The organism is Methylocystis iwaonis (assembly GCF_027925385.1).
GTDB lineage: Bacteria > Pseudomonadota > Alphaproteobacteria > Rhizobiales > Beijerinckiaceae > Methylocystis > Methylocystis iwaonis.
In genome coordinates, this window is record NZ_AP027142.1 from 376,944 (window position 1) to 394,664 (window position 17,721).

Below are 17,721 nucleotides of genomic sequence, written 5' to 3' on the forward strand. Positions count from 1 at the left end.
GGCAGATTACATAGGTCAGTGTCGCCGCTCGCCACGCAGGGGACGCGCTTCCATCCGCGCCATGAAGGCGAAGGAGAAGCCCATGCAGACGGCGAGCGCGGCGAAGACCAGCTTGAAGCTCGCGGCGAGCCGCGCCGCTTCCTCGGGCGAGAGCCGTGCTTCCGCGATGTAATCGGCCCGCCCGCCGCCGAGCGCCAGCGCGCCGAAAAGCGCGACGATGAGCGCCGCGGCGAGCTGGCGAAAGAACTGCATCGTCGCCGTGGCGGTGCCCAGATCGCGCGAATCGACGGCGTTCTGCACGGAGACCGTCGCGATCGGCAGCATTGTGCCCACGCCCAATGAGGCGATGGTGAGCAGACTATCGAGCACGAGGAGCGAGGCGCTCTCGACTTCCCAGGCGGCGATGGCGGCGGCGATCGCGCCCGCGCCGAGCCCCAGCAAAGGGATGATCTTGTAGTGATCGATCGCCGCCATCAGCCGGCCGGAGATCGTCGCGCCGACAACCGTGGCGGCCATCATCGGAATGAGCGCGAGGCCGGAGTCGTGCGCGCTCAGGCCTGCCGCGACCTCGAAGTAGATCGGCATGACGACCGAGAGCCCGATAGAGGCGCCGAGGCCAAAGGAGCTCGAGACAGTGGCGTTGCGCACGATCGAGAGGCTCAAGATCCGCAGGGGGATCAAAGGCTCCTGCGCGGCGCGCGTGCGCCAGGCGAAAGCTGTCCAAGACAGGGCCGAAAAGCTGAGAAGGCCGAAGATCGGCGCCGAAGCCCAGGGGTAACGCGTTCCGCCCCAGCCGAGGGCCAGAACCATGGAGCCGGACGCCAGCGTCAGGAGAGCGGCGCCGAGATAATCGATACGATGCGGATGGCGCCGCTCGGGCAGGCGCTTCAGCCCGGAATTGACCATTGCGAGCGCGGCGAGGCCGAGCGGAAGATTGATCCAAAAGATCAGCGACCAGTGCAAATATTGCGCAAAATAGCCGCCGAGCGCCGGGCCGGCGATGCTGGCGACGACAAAGACGGCGGCGAGATAGGTTTGGTAACGCCCGCGCTCGTGCGGGGAAACGAGATCGGCGACGACGGTCTGGGCGAGCGCGATCAATCCGCCGCCGCCCAGGCCCTGGACGAGACGTGCCAGCGCGAGCGCCGTCATGCTGGGGGCGAGCGCGCAGGCGACCGAGCCGAGGACAAAGGTCGCAACGCCGGCCAGCAGCATGATCCGCCTGCCATAGACGTCGGCGAATTTGCCGTAGAGCGGCGTCACCACGATCGAGGCGACGAGATAGGCCGTGACGATCCAGGGCAGATTTTCGGGTTCGCCGAGGTCGGCGCCGATCGTCGGCATGGCGGTCACGACAATGGTCCCGTCCAGCGCCGAGAGCAGCATGGCGAGGCCGAGCCCGATCATGATCGGCCGCATTTCTGCGGCGGGCGGCGGCAGGGAATCGTCGATTGCGAGCATGAGAGCGTCCTTCGCGGAAGCTTGTCATAGCCCGTTGCGGCGCAGCATGGAACCGGCTGCGTTTCAGGCGCCGTCATCCCGGACGGGCGGGAGGGCGCTCTGGATTCCTGGGGTGGCGCTAAGTCTGGGGTGTCGCTCTGGATTCCCGCTTTCGCGGGGATGACATGGCCGCCGCGCGCGGCTCACCCCTCGGCATTCGCCTTTTCGATGACGCACAGAAAAGCGCTCGCCTCCTCGACGTCGTGGAAGATCGGGTCGTCGATTCGGTGCGGCCGCGCCGCGGCGAGGGCGGCGAGAGTCGCGTCACTGGCGATGCGCCTGGGGGCCAGGCGGCGCCTTTTGGCGATTTTCCCCCGCTCGGCTTGCAGCGCGCGCAGCAGCCGCGCCTGCGAGACCGTGAGCGCGATGGCGGGAGGCGCGGCTGGTTCGAAAACAGCCTCTTGGGGGACCGTGGGCGCCGACGGTTCGTCGATTTCCTCGCCCGAGAGATATGCAAGCCGGCTCGCCGCCGTGCCTCGAAGCTGAAGCGCCAAAGCGCCTGCCCGGCGCGGCCAGGCCAGCGGCCCGCCCCGGCAATGATCGCACCGACCGCAAGGCGCGCTTTCCTCGCCGAATTCGGCAAGCAAAGTCTGGAAGCGGCAGCGGGGCGTCACGCAGAGCCGCGCCATGGCCTGGCGGCGGGCATAATCCCCGGCCGCTTCTTCGTTTTCTGGGTCGATCTGCGGCGTTCGCCAGCGGGTCGCCAATTCGCGCGGATCGAACAAAGCCAGGGCGCGCGCCGGCGCCCCATCGCGCCCGGCGCGGCCGATCTCCTGGTAATAGCCCTCGATCGAGGTGGGCAGATCGGCGTGGATCACGAAGCGCACGTCCGGCTTATCCACCCCCATGCCGAAAGCGATGGTCGCGACCATGACGACGCCCCTGCGCGCGAAAAACGCGTCCTGATGGGCGTCGCGCGTATAGGCGTCGAGGCCGGCGTGATAGGGCAAAGCATCGAGCCCCGAAGCGGCGAGGCCGGCGGCGAGCGCATCCGCTTTGCGGCGCGAATTGCAGTAGACGATGCCGCTTTCCCGTCCCTGCCCGATGAAGCGCAGGATCTGGCGCAGCCCCGCGCGCTTGCGCCGGAAAGAGAGGGCGAGGTTGGGCCGGGCGAAGGAACGAATAAAGACGTCCGGCTCCCGCGCAAAAAGACTGCGTTTGATGTCCGCGCGCGTGCGCGGTCCGGCGGTGGCCGTGACGGCGAGCACCGGCGCGCCGAGCCTCGTCGCGATGTCGCCGAGCCCGCGATAGTCCGGGCGGAAGTCGTGTCCCCAATGCGAGACGCAATGGGCTTCGTCCACCGCGAAAAGCTTGATGCGGTTTTTGCGCAGCAAATCCTGCGTCGCTTCCTGAGCCAGCCGCTCGGGCGCGGCGTAGAGGAGTCTCGCCCGCCCTGTCGCGACGACGTCCAGTGCGGCGATCGCCTCGGCGTCGTCCTGGGCGGAATGTAGCGCGACGGCGGGAACGTCTTTGTCCGCCATCGCCCGCAACTGGTCGCGCATCAGGGCGATGAGCGGGGAGGCGACGACGACGAGGCCCGGCCCCGCCGCCGCGGGCAATTGATAGAGCAGGGATTTGCCGGAGCCCGTCGGCATGACGGCGAGCGCGTCGCGACCGGCGAGGATGGCCTCGATGACTTCCTCTTGGCCCGGAAGAAAATCGGCGAAGCCGAAAACATCACGCAGCAAGCGGCGCGCGGCGTCCGCCATGGCTATCGCTGCGCGAGGAGGGTCGAGGCGATCGCCTGCCACTCCTCCTCTAGCGGACAATCCTGCGGCGGCACGCCCGCGCGCGCATACCAGTAGCGCGCATTCGAGAGATCGCCTTCCTTGCGGTGGAGATAGGCATGAACCCGCATGCTGTCCGTGTCCTCTGCGTCGGTGACGCATTGATGCGCGCCGTCCCAGTCGCCGCCGGCGTCGAGCCATAAGGCGCGCAAGGGGGCGGGCAGCGCGGGGGGCTCAGCGGCGCCTAAAGAGGCGAGGAAGGATGAGAAGGAAAGGATCATCGGCGAATCCTTGCCCCCTCCCCGACCCTCCCCCGCTGGCGGGCTATCGGATTCACACATCGTAGAAGGTCAGCGCGGCTCCGAACTTTATTCGTCGAAAGTCGTCGAGGCCCTGGCGCATTACTTTGGGGCCGGGCTTTCCGTAATAGGCGGTCCAGCCGCCGAGCCTGGCGACGACCCAGGCGGCGAAGGCGAGGCTGCCTTTGCGGTGGGGGTTCTTCTGGCGGGCCGTCGCGCCCTCGAGCTTCGCCGAGACGGCCTCGAGCAGCGCTTCGTCCTCGGGCTCGAAAGCGTCCGTCAGCAACTGGTCGGTCGCGCCGTCGCGCGCCTTGACCAGTTGCATGACCGTCACAGCGGCGACCGCCGTCGCCGCCACCAGCTTGATCATCACTTTCGGATCGCAGATGTCGGCCTGCTCGATCTCGAAGCCCGCCGTCTTCAGCGTGCGGAAGAATTCCTCGATGGTCCAGCGCATTCGATAGAGGTCGATCACCCGGCGCGCCTCGGCCAGGCTCGTCGCCGCATGGGTCGTGAGAAGCCGCCAATGAATGGGCGCGACGCCCTCGGCGGCCCCGACCTCGCGCACGTCGACCAAAGTCACGCCGACCGCGTCCGGCAAGTCGCGCGCGCCGTGGCGCGGCTTGCGCAAAGTGACCGGCGAGACGCGGACCGCGAGCGCCGCCTTGCGCGCCTTGCGTCCCGGAGCCGCCGGGATCTCGGCGACGAAGCGGCCCGCCTCGGCCAATCCGTCGGCGAAGGGGAACAAAAGCTCGATCGCATCCTCGCCGTCTGCGGCGATCGTCCGGTTCTGGCAGGCGCGCACAATCAGCTCCACGCCGCCCGGACGCTGCGCGAGATGCGCGTAGATGTCGCTCTCCCGATCCGAGACGACAGTGATCCGCTTCGCCGCCGCGAAATCCTCGCGCGCATGCGTCGCCACATCGAGCCAGCGCTGCGATTCCTTGTCCGCGAGCGCGCGCGAGCGCCGCGCCGCGACCTTGGCCCCCGTGTCGCGGTTCCAGACCTCGGCATGAGCGAGGCCGAGCAGCGCGCCCGTGCCGGCGTCGAGCGCCAGGGCCGCGTGCAGCAAAAGGCCGCGCGTCCCGCCGCCCTTGCCGACCGGCCCATAGCCGTTCGCCTGCGCGCGCTTGCCGCCGAGCGCCAGCTCGCTGGTGTCCTGCGCCACCACTATGTCGCGACCCGCCGCCCGCGCCGCTGTGAGCCCGGCGGCGTGCCGCGCCATCTCCTCGGCGGTCACCGCAGGATTGCGCAGGAAGCGCGCGAGCCGCACCTCCTGCGCCCGCCGCCCGCCGGCGATCCGACGGATGCGCGCGCACGGCCGCGCGACGAGGCCCCGATGCAACGAGACCCCCCTTTTTCCAGGCGGCGGTCGCCGAACCGCCCCAGTCCATACGAAATCGCCATGCCCCACCCCGCGAATCAAAACGCGACCAACGGAATCAAACAGACCCGACCGAGGCAATCACGATGTGTGCATTCGATAGCGCTGGCGCGGGAGAGGGAGCAGGCCGCGGCCTTCATCGGGAATGCCGATCGTGAGCGTCCCCTCTCCCGTGAAACGCAGGGCTGTCCGGGGAATGAGTCGAAAGGTCGCGGGCGCATGCCCGGTTTTCCCGACGGTTGTCGGGTATTTTCCGGTTGTCGAGACTGGAAAAAAGGACCGGACATGCCCGTGCACTCTACTGTATTCGCCCAACTGCTCAAGCCGGTCGATCGGCGCGCCTTCAAGCAGATCGTCGAGCGGCATGGCGGCGACGCCTACGACAAATCCTTCAAGAGCTGGGATCACCTCGTCGCGCTCATCTACGCCCAGCTTGCCGGGGTCTCCAGCCTGCGCGCCCTCGTTCCCGCCTTCAACGCCGACGCGCGCGCGCATTATCACCTCGGGACGCGGCGGCTCGCGCGCACGACCCTTTCCGACGCCAACGCCCGCCGGCCCGTCGCCGTCTTCGCCGATCTCTTCGCCATGCTCTCCGGCGCGCTCGACCGTCATACGCGCCGGGAGGGCGCGGACATGATCCGCCTCATCGATTCGACGCCCATCCCTTTGAGCAAATTCCTCGATTACGCCCGCTCCAACGGCCGCACTCACGGCCTCAAAATGCACGTGGTCCATGACCCGCGCGCCAATCGGCCCCTTCGCGCGGAAGTCACGCCCGCCAATGTGAACGACATAGAGATCGGCAAGAAAACCGATATCGAGCCGGGCGCCGCTTATGTCTTCGACAAAGGCTATTGCGACTATCGCTGGTGGACCGAGATCGCCGCGCAAGGCGCTTTCTTCGTCACCCGGCCGAAGGCGAACGCCCGCTTCCGGGCGATCGCCGCCCGCCCGCTCGACCCCGAAAGCGCGCGGGGCGACGGCTTCGCCGTGATCGCCGACGAGGAGGTGGCGCTGGCCAGCAAAGGCGATTCCAAGCTGCCCATGCCGCTGCGGCGCATCACCGTGGAAAGAGACGAGGCCAAAGGCCGCATCGTCCTCATCGTCAACGACATGCGCCGCCCGGCCGCGGAAATCGCCGCGCTCTACAAGGGCCGCTGGGCAATCGAGCTGCTGTTCCGTTGGATCAAGCAGCATCTCAACATCAAGAGCTTCATCGGCGAGGCCGAAAACGCCGTGCGCCTGCAGCTCTTCGCCGCGATGATCGCCTTCACCCTGCTGCGCATCGCCGCCTGCGTCCACAAGATCGACATGGCGGCACTGCGTTTCGCCGAGCTCGTCGGCCGCTTCCTCTTCGACCGCCGGCCGATCGCGCTTATCGACAAGCCGCCAATCAGGCCCAAGCCCGGCCGAGACTTCTCTAGTCTGCAGCTCCAGCTCGCGGCCCTATGATTTCCCCGGACAGCCCTGCGTGAAACGGGGGAGGGACAGGGAGGGGGGCTTCCAGCGCTGAGAATATTGACATGCCGGCGCCCCCTCGGCCATTTGCGGGAGACACCCGAGAGCTCTGATGATCCCCAGCCCCTGCAATAAAATCTGCACGCTCAACTCCGCCAATGTCTGCATCGGCTGCGGCCGCACGCGCGAGGAAATCGGAAGCTGGTCCCAGCTCGCCGACCCCCAGAAAAGCCGCGTCGCCGAGCGCGCCAAGGCGCGCCTCGACTCAATGGGTGGGCCGAAGGCGCCCGTTAAAACAAAGACCTGAAACAAAGGCCGCCCCTGGGCCGGCCCAGAGTGCTGACAAGTGGCGCCGACGCCCCTCGTGCTTCGAGACGCCTGCTGCGCAGGCTCCTCAGCATGAGGAGCTTCTGCAACTTCGCCAAACACTTAGGCCTCATCCTGAGGAGGGCGCGAAGCGCCCGTCTCGAAGGACGAGGCCGCCTCGCAGGTTTGTCGACGAACTGGGCCGACCCCGCTGGGGCCGGCCTTGCGCGGCTCAGAGCTTTTCCAGCGTCGCTTCGGCGCTGGAGACGGTGGCGAGGCTCGAATTCTCTTCGACGTTGATCCATTCGAGGACCCCGTCCTTGACCACCGCAGAATAGCGCTTGCCGCGAACGCCGAGGCCGAAGTCGGTCAGATCGAGCTCCAGCCCCAGGGCTTTGGCGAAGGCGGCCGAGCCATCGGCGAGGCCGTCGATCTTGCCCTGTGCGCCGCGATCCTTGAGCCAGGCGTCGAGGGTGAAGACATCGTTGACGGCGGTCACCGCCACGGCGTCCACGCCCTTGGCTTTCAGCGCGTCATATTTTTCGACGAAGCCCGGCAAATGCTTGGCGTGACAGGTGGGCGTGAATGCGCCCGGCACCGAAAAGAGCGCGACCTTGCGTCCCTTGAAATAATCCGAGGTCTTGATTGGCTCCGGGCCGTTCTTGCCCATGAGGGTGAGGGTGACGTCGGGAATTCTATCGCCGGCTTTGATGGTCATGCGCGTCTCGCTTCCGTGAAAGGCGGGGGAGGCTCCCCCTAATTAGCGCCTTTTTCGAGAATGTCTCCCGTAAAGGCGCCGCTTTGCGTGGGCGTCGCCCAAAGCGACTCAATTGCTGCTCGTCAATATGCTTGTGACCAGACGCAATGCGATGCAACATGCCACCGAGCGGCGCAAAATTCGAGCACGCGCATCAGGGGAGGTTTGGAAATGCCAAACACGGAAGGACCAAACGGGCAGCCGCCGGCCGCCTGGGTCTGGAGCCAATACCGCGGCGTATTGCCGGCCGATGCGCCGATTCGCGAGACGCCCGCCGCCTCGCCGGTCGACCCCGTCGATCCGCCGTCTTCTGTCTACCCCGCCGCCATCGATCCCGTTGCGCCGGCCGCTTCGAGACGCAGCGGATGGATCGGCCTGGGCGTTGCCGGCGCGGTGCTCGTGATCGCCGGCCTCACCTGGCTCTTCACCTCACGGCCGGCGGCCGAATCCCCGGCCCCAGCGCCGACCGAAGCGACCCAGCAGAAGAGCGAGGCGGCTCCGCCGCCTGCCGTGGAGCCGGCGGCCGTGATCGCGCCCGCCGCCGACCCCGCCCCGGCGCCGGCCGTCCAGGAAGCGCCGAAGCCCGCCGAAGCCGCTCCGGCCCCGGCTCCGGCCCATGCGCCCGAGCACGCCAAGAAGAAGAAGCACAAGGGCTGACGCGCGTCCCATCGGAACGCGCCATTATTCCCGCCGGGCCGCGCCCGGCGGGAACTCACGACGGATAAGCCCTGCGGTCACGTCCGCCAGGGGTGTTCCGGCAGTTCCGCGACGCCGAGCGTCGCGACGCCGGCCGAAGCCACGGCATGGTCGTTCTCCACCGACGAGCCGCTCACGCCGACCGCGCCGATCATCACCCCATCCTTGTCGACGATCGGGAGACCGCCGGGGAAAGTGACGAGCCCGTCGTTCGAATGTTCGATGCCATAGAGCGGGCCGCCCGGCTGCGAGAGCTTGCCGATCTGCCCTGTCGGCATGCCGAAGAAGACGGCGGTTTTTGCCTTTTTGATCGAAATGTCGACGCTGCCCACCCAGGCGTCGTCCATGCGGTGGAAGGCCTTGAGCACGCCGCCCGAGTCGACGACGGCAATGCACATTTGCGTGCCGAGCGCGAGCGCCTTCTGGCGCGCGGCGGCGATGGCCTTTTCGGCTTGTTCGATCGTGACATGCATGGCCCTGCCTCCTTCTCCGCCCGGCGAAGGCCAAGGCGCATGTCAGAGATAGGGCGTGGGCCGGTTATTTTAAGGTCGCCGCCTCGACGGCTTTGCTCACCAGCGCCTTGGCGTCGGCCGAATGCCAATTCGCCGGCCCGTTCATGAGCCCGATCTGGCAGCCTTCCGGATCGACCAGCACGGTCACCGGCAGGCCCAGCGCCTTACCGGCCTGCTTCATTTCGAAGAAAATATTGGCCTTGGGGTCCGAATAGAGGGTGAGCGCCTTCACGCCCGTCTCCTCGAAGAATTTCTTCGGCCGCTCCAGCCGGGAGGTGTCAATATTCACCGTGACGACCTGGAATTTATCCGAGCCTTCTTCCGACTGCAGCTTGTCGAGCTCCGGCATCTCGCCGCGGCAGGGCACGCACCAGGTCGCCCAGATGTTGAGAAGCAGGGTCTTGCCCTTGAAGGCCGAAAGGGCGACGGGCTTTCCGTCCGGGCCGGTAAAGGCGTAGTCGGGCAGCTTCTCCGGCTTCTTGGAGATGGTCATCGCGGCGACCTCGCCCTTGGCGATGTCCTTGATCGCGTCGGCCGCTTTGGCCGCGCCCGCGCAGTCTTCGGCATGGGCTTGCGACATGGCTTCCTTGCCGCTCGGGCCGCCCGCGTATAGAAACCCGGCGCCAGCCGCTGCGATGACGAACGTCGCGAGGCGACGCGGGAAGGCGGCAAGCTTTTTCATATGGCGCAGGCTCCGGGGTAAAAATGACGAGCAAAATATGGGGCGGGCGCTTTCAGAGCGCAACCGACGCGGTTCTCGAGGCGATCAACGTCTCCATCGATTTCGACAAGCGCCTCGGTCCCCAGGACATCCGCGGCTCGCTCGCCCATGTCGCCATGCTGGCCAAGCAGGGGATCGTCTCCGAAGCCGACGCCGCCAAGATCACGGAAGGTCTGACCCAGATCGCCGGCGAGATCGAGCGCGGGGAATTCATATTCTCGCGCGCCCTCGAAGACATCCATATGAACGCCGAGTCGCGGCTCGCCGAGCTGATCGGCGCCGCCGCTGGGCGGCTGCATACGGCGCGCTCGCGCAACGATCAGGTGGCGACGGATTTTCGCCTCTATATCCGCGACGAGATCGACGCGCTCGACGCCCAGCTCGCCGATCTGCAACTCGCGCTGGCCGAGCGCGCTTTGGAAGAAGCCGGCAGCGTCATGCCGGGCTTCACCCATTTGCAAAGCGCCCAGCCGGTCACGCTCGGCCATCATCTGCTCGCTTATGTCGAGATGATCGGCCGCGACCGCGGGCGCCTGCGCGACGCCCGCGCGCGGCTCAATGAATGCCCGCTCGGCGCCGCGGCGCTCGCCGGCACGTCTTTCCCCATCGACCGCCATATGACGGCGCAGGAGCTGCACTTCGACCGGCCCACCGCCAATTCGCTCGACAGCGTCTCCGACCGCGACTTCGTGCTGGAGACGCTCTCGGCGGCCGCAATTTGCGCCACCCATCTCTCGCGCTTCGCGGAAGAAATCGTGCTGTGGACGACCTCGCAGTTCAGTTTCATTTCGCTGTCGGACAAGTTCACCACCGGCTCCTCTATCATGCCGCAGAAGCGCAACCCGGATGCGGCGGAGCTGGTGCGCGGCAAGTCGGGCCGCATCATCGGCGCGCTGCAGGCGCTGTTGATCGTGATGAAGGGCCTGCCGCTCGCCTATTCCAAGGACATGCAGGAGGATAAGGAAGGCGCTTTCGACTCGCTCGACTCGCTCTCCCTCTGCATCGCCGCCATGTCGGGCATGGTCCGCGACATGAAGGTGAACCGCGCGCGTATGAAGGCGGCTGCCGGCGCCGGCTTCTCCACCGCGACCGACCTCGCCGATTGGCTGGTGCGCAAGCTGAACCTCCCCTTCCGCGAGGCGCATCATGTCACCGGCCGTGTGGTGGCGCTGGCCGAGGGCAAGGGCGTGGGTCTGGAAGACCTCTCGCTTGCCGATCTCCAGAGCGTAGAGCCGCGTATATCCGAGGATGTCTTCGCGGTGCTGGGCGTCGAGAAATCGGTCGAAAGCCGGGTGAGCTTCGGCGGCACGGCGCCGGAAAATGTGCGCAAACAGGCGCAAAGCTGGCTCGAACATCTCAAAGGCTAAAATTCATGAGCGAAGACGCGCCGCGCCTCTATCTCGCCACGCCGCCCCTGGCCGAGGCCCATGATTTCCTGCCCGCGCTCGAAAACGCCCTCTCGGCGGGCGACGTCGCGTCGCTCCTCATTCGCCTTGCGGGCGACGACCCTCGCAAGAACGAAGACATCGTGCGGGCGCTCACGCCTTTGGCGCAGGAGAAGGGCGTCGCGGTTCTGGTCGAGGGCTCCGCCACCGTGGCGCTGCGCGCCAAGGCCGATGGCGCGCACATCAACGGCTCCGGCGAGGAGCTGGTCGACGCAGTAAAGAGGCTCTCGCCGAAATATATTGTCGGCGCCGGCGGCTTCGAGCTGCGCGACGACGCCATGCGCGCTGGCGAATTGAATGTCGATTACGTGCTGTTCGAAGGCGAGGATTTGGCCGGCTTGATCGAGCGCGTCGCCTGGTGGGCGGAGCTGTTCAACACGCCCTGCGTCGCCCGCGCCGGATCGCTCGCCGATATTGCGCCGCTCGCCGAAGCGGGGGCCGATTTCGTGATGCTCGACGACGCCGTCTGGAGGGATAAGCGCGGCCCCGCTGCGGCGGTCGCGGAGGCGCTGAGGCTTTTGGAAGGAACGCGCGCATGATCCGCCGTTTCATAGCGCCCTTCGTCGCCTTGAGTCTGTCGACACTTGCTCTCGCGGCGCCGGCCGACACCCCGACCGCCACGCGCGATCTGGCCTTCGGCGCCTATCAGCGCGGCGACTACAAGGCCGCCTTGGTCGAGGCGAAGAAGCGCGTCGACGCCAATCCCAAGGACGCCGCCGCGCAGACCCTTATTGGCCGGCTTTATCTCGAAGGCGCCGGCGTCGCGCGCGATATGAAACAGGCGATGGACTGGTTCCGGCGCGGGGCCGACAATGGCGATACGGAAGCCGCCTATCTCTATGGCGTCGGGCTGCTCGAAGGCATCGACATCGCCAAGGATCGCGCCCGCGCCCGCGCCTATCTCGAAAAGGCCGGCGTCAGGGAGCATGCGGCGGCGCTGCATCTCCTCGGCGAGATCGCGCTCGAAAATGACGGCAAGGATCCCGATTTCGCGAAGGCGCTGAGCTTCTTCAAGCGCGCCTCGGCGGCCGGCTCAGCCGACGCCGACTATGCGCTGGGCATTCTCTACAAGACCGGCAAGGGCGTCGAGAAGGACGAGCGGCAGGCGGCGGATTGGTTCAAGCGCGCCTCGGATCTCGGTCTCGCTCCGGCGATGGTCGAATACGCCATCATGCAGTTCAACGGCATGGGCGTGGAGCGCGACCGGGCCGCCGCCGTCGATCTCCTGCGCAAGGCGGCGCAGAAGGGCAACGCCGTGGCGCAGAACCGTCTTGCGCATCTCTATGCCGAAGGGCTCGGGGTGGAGGTGGATGTCGCGCAGGCCAAGCAATGGCGCGACAAGGCGAAGCAGGGGGGACTCAACGATCCCTCGCTCGATTTCCTGTCCAACGCCCCCGCGCCAAAGCCGGCGGCGGCGCCAGCGAAATGACGGAGCGTCAGGCGAGCCTCGCTGCGCGGCGGACCTCTGCGCTCTTGAGGAAATTCGTGAAGCCGCGGCTCTTGGGAACGATCGCGTCGCTGCGGCGGTTCCAGGCCCTTGTCGAACGAGTCTCTCCTGAAAAGCGTGCGCCCTTCATACCGGACGTCCCGGGCGATTGGGTCCCGGCGACCGGAGCGCCGGTCGGCGCGACGCTCGTCTATCTCTATGGCGGCGCCTTTCTCGTCGGCTCCTCGCGCTTGTTCCGTTTCATTGCGCGCGATTTCGCCCGCGCGGGCTTCGATGTTTTCACGCCCGACTACCGGCTTGCCCCCGAGCATATCTTTCCCGCGGCGCTCGACGATGTTCTGCACGCTTATAAGGCGCTGCTGGCGTCCCGTCCCGGCCCGATCGTCCTCGCCGGCGATTCGGCCGGCGGCGGGCTCGCCGTCGCGTTGATGCTCCGCGCGCGCGACGAAGGCCTGCCGCTCCCGAAAGCCGCCGCGCTGTTTTCGCCCTGGACGGACCTTGCCGTCGCCGGCCCCTCGGCGCGCGAAAACGAAGAAAAGGACGCGCTCTTCACCCGCCGCGTCATCCTCTCCGGCGCGCGGTCGGCGCTCGGCCGGACGAGCGGGAAAAACCCGCTGGCCTCGCCCGTCTACGCCGATCTGTCAGGCCTGCCGCCGCTCATTATCCATACCGGGCGCGACGAGGCCCTGCGCGACGACTCAACGCGCCTCGTCGAGCGCGCGCGGGCGGCGGGGGTGGAGGTGGATTGCGAGCTGTGGCCGGATGTCCCTCACGCCTGGCAATGGATGGGCTTTATCCCCGAAGCGCGCGAGTCGCGCGACAAGGCGATCGCTTTCCTGAAGCAAAAGCTGGCGGTCGACGCGGCCGTTTGACTGTCTTTCCGTTGTCATTCCCGACGCTCGCGAAGCGAGTGATCGGGAATCCAGAGCGGAATGAGCGCTGTTGCGGCTCTGGATTCCCGATCGCGCTGCGCGCGTCGGGAATGACAAAGCCCACGCGCGCCATTCAAACGGAAATATCCTCAGCCCTTCTTCTCGCAAACCGGCTGATCGCATTTGCGGGCGTTGGCGATGATCTCGCGCAGCGGCTTGGCGCCCGGCCAGCCGAGGATCGCCGTTCCAGCAATGATGAAAGCGGGCGTCATCGCCAGGCCCAGCGCGGCCGCGAGGCGCGTCTGTTTTTTGACGACGTCGCTGACCGTTTCGCTGTCGGCCGATTCTTCCACCTTGCCCGCGTCGAGCCCCATGGCGCGCACGATGGCCAGCGCCGAGGGTCCATTGGCGCCGCCGCGCGCCGCATACATCTTCAGGTGAAACTCATTCGCCTTCGCCGGCCCGTAGAGCCGCAAGACGGATTGTTGAACTTTCGCCGCCTGCACCGATCCAATGGAGAGAATGGCGTTGTTGATCAGGCCCACCCGCAGATTTCGGTCGCTGGCGGCGATGCTCGCCAGCTCGCGCGCCGCCTTGCGACAGAAAACGCAATTATAATCGAAGAATTCGTAGAGGATCACATCGCCGTCGCGTCGGCCCTCCCACAAAATGCCGGGAAGACTCGCCGGGTCCAGCTCCGAAGGGATGCGGAAATTCTGCATCGGCTCGCCGGTCTCGCCGCGTAGAGGAAAGGCAGAGTTGTCCTGCGCGCGAAGCGGGGAGACTGCGAGAAAGGGGGCCGCGCCGAGGGCGCCGAGGGCCGCGCGCCGGGTCAATTGCGCGCTTGGGCGATCAAACTTCAATTCTCTGCTCCTCGGCTTTTGGGCGGGATCGGCGCATGGGACAAAACGGTCAGCCCCATGGGCCGGGCTTTGGCGGATCAAGAGGGATGTGGCCATCCTTCGGCAGGAAAGACCCTTCCTCCGTCTGTGGCTCGATCGCCTCGGGCGCGGCTTCCTCGATCGGCGCCGGAGCGGGGGCGATCTCCACATCCTGTCCGCCGGCATAAACGATCAACGCCTTGATGCGCTCGTCGACGCTCGGATGGGTTGCGAGCCAGCTCGATTCCTCCACGCGCGCGGGGCTCTCGATGAAGAAGGCGTGCATGCGCGAGGGCATGTCGGGGATGACCGCATGCGCCTGGATTTTGCGGAGCGCGGAGATCATGGCGTCGGGATTTTTGGTCAATTCCACAGAACCGGCGTCGGCGAGATATTCGCGCGAGCGCGACAGCGCGAAGCGGATCAGGACCGAAGCGCCCCAACTCAGCAGGATGATGAGCAGCGCCAGGACGATCGCGATAATAGCCCCGCCATCGCGCCGGTTGTCCTCGCGATCGGAGGAGCGGGTCGGCATGAAGCCGAAAGGGAAGTTCCAGTTGCGGAAGGTCAAATCCGCGACGAAGGCGAAAATGCCGGCGAAGATCACCGCGATCACCATCATCTGAACGTCGCGGTTACGGATATGGGTCAGCTCATGAGCGAGCACCGCCTCGATCTCGGGGTCGGTCAATTCCACGAGCAGGCCGCGCGTGACGGCGATGTGATATTTCCCCTCTTCGAGGCCCGAGGCGTAGGCGTTGAGCGCGTCGCTCTCGATGATCTGCAGCGCCGGGATGGGAATGCCGCGCGAGATGCAGAGATTTTCGAGGAGATTGTAAAGCCGCGGCGTTTCTGCGCGGGTGACGTCATGCGCGCCGGTCGCGAAGTCGATCATCCTCTGGTGAAAGAAATAGGCGATGGCGAACCAGGCGCCCGCCGCCGCGACGCCGATCGGCCAGCCATATTCAAGGTCCTTTGTCGCACGGGCGACGATAATGTCGAAAGGCGCGTCGCTGGCATTCACAGCCTCGAAGATCAGCGCGAAGGAAAACATCAGCGCCAGCAGCAGGACGACAAAGCCCGCAAGCAGGAAGGCCGAGCGCATCCGATTGGCGCGGATGTGGGAATAGAGGCCGTAGGCTTTGAACATTGAGGTTTCCCGTTTAGGGGCGCCGGCCGTAGCGCACCCGTCATTGCGAGCGAAGCGAAGCAATCCAGGGCGTCATCGCGGCTCTGGGTTGCTTCGTCGCTTACGCTCCTCGCAATGACGGGCTGGCTCTTTGGTTAGAACTGCACCTTCGGCGCCGCTTCGATGGCCTTCTGCTCGGCCTCGCCCAGATTGAAATAGTCCTCCGGCTCGAAACCGTAACGCTGGGCGATCAGGAAGCCGGGAAAGCCCTCGCGCGTGGCGTTATATTCGGCGACCGAATTGTTGAGGAAACGCCGCGCGGCCGAGATCTTGTTCTCTATGTCCGCCAGTTCGCTCTGCAACTGCTGGAAATTCTGATTGGCCTTGAGGTCGGGATAGGCTTCGCTGAGCGCAATGAGGCGGGAAAGCGCGCCGGTCAGCGCGCCCTCGGCGGCGCCCTGCGCCGTGGGGCCGGCGGCCGAGACGGCTAGGTTGCGCGCCTTGATCACGTCTTCGAGCGTCGTCTTCTCATGCTTGGCGTAGCCCTTCACCGTCTCGACCAGATTAGGGACGAGGTCGTGGCGCTGCTTGAGCTGGACATTGATGTCCGAGAAGGCCTGTTTGCAGCGCTGCCGCAGATTGACGAGACCATTATAGGCCCCGACCAGCCATAAGCCGACCGCCGCCGCGAGGCCGAGCAACACGAGTAGCGCCATTTGACATTCCTCCTCTTGGCCCGCCGCGGGAAACCGCCGCCGGAGCGTGCGCATGTTAGCCCTGCGCCGCGTCGGGGCAAAGGCCGCGTCTATTTGACGGAACGGCCGCTCACGCCTATCTCTTGACGAAAGGCTCACGGCTCGCGGAACCGCGACGAACCCTAAAAGAATTAGCGATGGCTCTTCTGCCGATCATCACCCTGCCCGATCCCCGGCTGCGCAAGGTCTCGCAGCCGGTGGAGCGCGTCGACGCCGAGATCTTGCAGCTTCTCGACGACATGCTGGAGACCATGTACGAGGCGCCCGGCGTCGGGCTCGCGGCCATTCAGGTGGCCGTGGCCAAGCGCATCGTTGTCGTCGACCCCGGCAAGACGGAAGAGGAGCGCAGCCCGCTCTTCCTGATCAATCCCGAGATCATCTGGGCCTCGGAGGAGCTCTCCTCCTATAACGAGGGCTGCCTCTCGGTGCCGGACTATTTCGACGACGTAAAGCGCCCGGCGCGCGTGCGCGTGCGCCATCTCGACCGCGCGGGCGAGACGCAGGAATTCGACGCCGATGGCTTCCTCGCGACGGTCGTGCAGCATGAGCTGGAGCATCTCGAGGGCGGCCTGTTCATCGACAATCTGTCGCGGCTGAAGCGCGAGCGCGTCGTCAAGAAATTCACCAAGGCGGCGCGGATGGACGAAATCGTGGCCCAGCGCCGCGCCGACGCCGCCCGCCAGTCGGAAGACGTCGAGGCCTGACGCTTGCGCGTGATTTTCATGGGCACGCCGGACTTCGCGACGGCGCTGCTGAAAGAGCTTTGCGCGCGCGGTCACGAGATCGCCGCCGTCTATTCCCAGCCGCCGCGCCCGGCGGGGCGGGGGATGTCGGAGAAGAAATCCAGCGTCCACCAATTCGCCGAGAGCAAAGGACTTCTCGTGCGCACGCCGAAGAGCCTGCGCAGCCCTGAGGAGCAGGCGGCGTTCAGGGCGCTACAGGCCGACGTGGCGGTCGTCGCGGCCTATGGCCTGCTGCTGCCGCAGCCCATTCTCGACGCGCCAAAACATGGCTGCCTCAACCTCCACGGTTCCCTGCTGCCGCGCTGGCGCGGCGCCGCGCCGATCCAGCGCGCGATCATGGCCGGCGACAAGGAGAGCGGCGTCGAGGTGATGAAGATGGACGCCGGGCTCGACACGGGCCCTGTCGCGCTTACCGCGAAAACGCCCATCGGCCCCGATATGACGGCCGGCGAGCTGCACGACAGGCTCGCCGAGCTCGGGGCGCCCTTGATGGCCGATGCGCTCGATCTTCTTGCCAAGGGCGAATTGCGTTTCACGCCGCAGCCGGAAGAAGGCGACTGCTACGCCGCCAAGATCGACAAGGCCGAGGCGCGCATCGACTGGCGCCGGCCGGCGCAGGCGCTGCACGACCATGTGCGCGGCCTCACGCCCTTTCCGGGGGCCTTTTTCGAGGGCGACCTCGGCCATGGCGTCGAGCGGGTGAAAGTGCTGCGCACGCAAGTGGAAGCTGGCAAGGGCGCGCCGGGGACGATTCTCGACGAGGCCGGCCTCATCGCCTGCGGCGACGGCGCGCTTCGGCTCCTGCGCGTGCAGCGCGCCGGCAAGGGCGAGATGGCGATCGAGGAATTTCTGCGCGGCCGCAAGCTCGCGAAGGGCGCCGTGCTGGGATGAGGGCAGTGCAGGCAGGGGCTTGTAGGGGTGGCGGCAGCCAATCCCCAGCCCATCCGGTCAAAAGCGAATCTGGCTCGGTCGGCGCAGAATACCTCCCTTTTACGGGGAGGTCGGCGGCCGCAGGCCGCCGGGTGGGGTTCTCGCCGCTACGACAATGGTTGGGGCCTTACCCCACCCGACCCCGCTCACGCGGGGCCA

At 66.6% G+C, this 17,721-nt stretch carries 19 protein-coding genes; 9 read left to right on the forward strand and 10 right to left on the reverse strand.

Translation table 11 applies throughout. The features are described 5' to 3' along the window. Positions 1 to 15: 15 nt before the first annotated feature. The 4 genes from QMG84_RS01765 to QMG84_RS01780 form a co-directional block, all read right to left on the reverse strand. A complete protein-coding gene (locus QMG84_RS01765; protein ID WP_281930043.1) occupies positions 16 to 1,461 on the reverse strand; it encodes an MDR family MFS transporter in 1,446 nt (481 codons plus the stop codon). 182 nt (positions 1,462 to 1,643) lie between these two features. Beyond that, positions 1,644 to 3,209 (reverse strand): RecQ family ATP-dependent DNA helicase, encoded by a 1,566-nt coding sequence (locus QMG84_RS01770; RefSeq protein WP_281930044.1) that lies wholly within the window; start codon positions 3,207 to 3,209, stop codon positions 1,644 to 1,646. 2 nt (positions 3,210 to 3,211) lie between these two features. Beyond that, a complete protein-coding gene (locus QMG84_RS01775) occupies positions 3,212 to 3,508 on the reverse strand; it encodes a hypothetical protein (protein ID WP_281930046.1) in 297 nt (98 codons plus the stop codon). Between the two features lie 52 nt (positions 3,509 to 3,560). Further along, positions 3,561 to 4,871, reverse strand: coding sequence for an IS4 family transposase (locus tag QMG84_RS01780; protein WP_281928760.1), 1,311 nt, complete (start codon positions 4,869 to 4,871; stop codon positions 3,561 to 3,563). A gap of 324 nt (positions 4,872 to 5,195) precedes the next feature. On the opposite strand from QMG84_RS01780, the gene QMG84_RS01785 reads away from it, so the two are divergent. Both QMG84_RS01785 and QMG84_RS01790 read left to right on the forward strand, forming a co-directional pair. Continuing rightward, a complete protein-coding gene (locus QMG84_RS01785) occupies positions 5,196 to 6,362 on the forward strand; it encodes an IS4 family transposase (RefSeq protein WP_281927877.1) in 1,167 nt (388 codons plus the stop codon). A 118-nt stretch (positions 6,363 to 6,480) separates the two neighbouring features. Beyond that, positions 6,481 to 6,675 (forward strand): DUF1289 domain-containing protein, encoded by a 195-nt coding sequence (locus QMG84_RS01790; protein WP_281930048.1) that lies wholly within the window; start codon positions 6,481 to 6,483, stop codon positions 6,673 to 6,675. 231 nt (positions 6,676 to 6,906) lie between these two features. Here QMG84_RS01790 and QMG84_RS01795 read toward each other — a convergent pair whose 3' ends face one another. After that, a complete protein-coding gene (locus QMG84_RS01795; protein ID WP_281930050.1) occupies positions 6,907 to 7,392 on the reverse strand; it encodes a peroxiredoxin in 486 nt (161 codons plus the stop codon). Between the two features lie 210 nt (positions 7,393 to 7,602). Here QMG84_RS01795 and QMG84_RS01800 point away from each other — a divergent pair, with 210 nt between their 5' ends. Continuing rightward, entirely contained in the window at positions 7,603 to 8,088 is a 486-nt protein-coding gene (locus tag QMG84_RS01800; RefSeq protein ID WP_281930052.1) for a hypothetical protein, read from the forward strand. Positions 8,089 to 8,165: 77 nt separating this feature from the next. Here QMG84_RS01800 and QMG84_RS01805 read toward each other — a convergent pair whose 3' ends face one another. Further along, positions 8,166 to 8,600 (reverse strand): GlcG/HbpS family heme-binding protein, encoded by a 435-nt coding sequence (locus QMG84_RS01805; RefSeq protein WP_281930054.1) that lies wholly within the window; start codon positions 8,598 to 8,600, stop codon positions 8,166 to 8,168. A gap of 64 nt (positions 8,601 to 8,664) precedes the next feature. After that, a complete protein-coding gene (gene tlpA / locus QMG84_RS01810) occupies positions 8,665 to 9,321 on the reverse strand; it encodes a thiol:disulfide interchange protein TlpA (protein ID WP_281930055.1) in 657 nt (218 codons plus the stop codon). 23 nt (positions 9,322 to 9,344) lie between these two features. Between tlpA and argH the strand changes: the two genes are divergently transcribed. The 4 genes from argH to QMG84_RS01830 are packed head-to-tail and all read left to right on the forward strand — an operon-like array spanning position 9,345 to position 13,124. Beyond that, positions 9,345 to 10,727, forward strand: a complete 1,383-nt coding sequence (gene argH / locus QMG84_RS01815; RefSeq protein WP_281930056.1) for an argininosuccinate lyase — start codon at positions 9,345 to 9,347, stop codon at positions 10,725 to 10,727. 5 nt (positions 10,728 to 10,732) lie between these two features. After that, complete coding sequence (locus QMG84_RS01820) at positions 10,733 to 11,344, forward strand: thiamine phosphate synthase (protein WP_281930057.1); 612 nt, start codon at positions 10,733 to 10,735, stop codon at positions 11,342 to 11,344. Continuing rightward, a complete protein-coding gene (locus tag QMG84_RS01825; RefSeq protein ID WP_281930058.1) occupies positions 11,341 to 12,234 on the forward strand; it encodes a tetratricopeptide repeat protein in 894 nt (297 codons plus the stop codon). Before QMG84_RS01820 ends, QMG84_RS01825 begins: the two co-directional genes overlap by 4 nt. Continuing rightward, entirely contained in the window at positions 12,231 to 13,124 is an 894-nt protein-coding gene (locus tag QMG84_RS01830; protein WP_281930059.1) for an alpha/beta hydrolase, read from the forward strand. The genes QMG84_RS01825 and QMG84_RS01830 overlap by 4 nt, the downstream gene beginning before the upstream one ends. A gap of 149 nt (positions 13,125 to 13,273) precedes the next feature. Here the strand turns inward: QMG84_RS01830 and QMG84_RS01835 are convergent, their stop codons facing one another. From QMG84_RS01835 to QMG84_RS01845, 3 genes are all read right to left on the reverse strand, one after another. After that, entirely contained in the window at positions 13,274 to 13,987 is a 714-nt protein-coding gene (locus QMG84_RS01835) for a DsbA family protein (protein ID WP_281930061.1), read from the reverse strand. 49 nt (positions 13,988 to 14,036) lie between these two features. Further along, positions 14,037 to 15,155 carry a M48 family metallopeptidase gene (locus QMG84_RS01840; RefSeq protein WP_281930063.1) on the reverse strand — a complete coding sequence of 373 codons (1,119 nt, stop codon included), beginning with the start codon at positions 15,153 to 15,155 and terminating at the stop codon, positions 14,037 to 14,039. 134 nt (positions 15,156 to 15,289) lie between these two features. Next, positions 15,290 to 15,850, reverse strand: coding sequence for a LemA family protein (locus QMG84_RS01845; RefSeq protein WP_281930064.1), 561 nt, complete (start codon positions 15,848 to 15,850; stop codon positions 15,290 to 15,292). A gap of 176 nt (positions 15,851 to 16,026) precedes the next feature. Between QMG84_RS01845 and def the strand changes: the two genes are divergently transcribed. Together def and fmt are read left to right on the forward strand one after the other, a co-directional pair. Then, the gene (gene def / locus QMG84_RS01850; protein WP_281930066.1) at positions 16,027 to 16,593 is read left to right on the forward strand and encodes a peptide deformylase; all 567 of its coding nucleotides are present in this window, start codon (positions 16,027 to 16,029) and stop codon (positions 16,591 to 16,593) included. A gap of 3 nt (positions 16,594 to 16,596) precedes the next feature. Further along, positions 16,597 to 17,523 (forward strand): methionyl-tRNA formyltransferase, encoded by a 927-nt coding sequence (fmt, locus tag QMG84_RS01855; RefSeq protein WP_281930067.1) that lies wholly within the window; start codon positions 16,597 to 16,599, stop codon positions 17,521 to 17,523. The last annotated feature ends 198 nt before the right edge of the window (positions 17,524 to 17,721 follow it).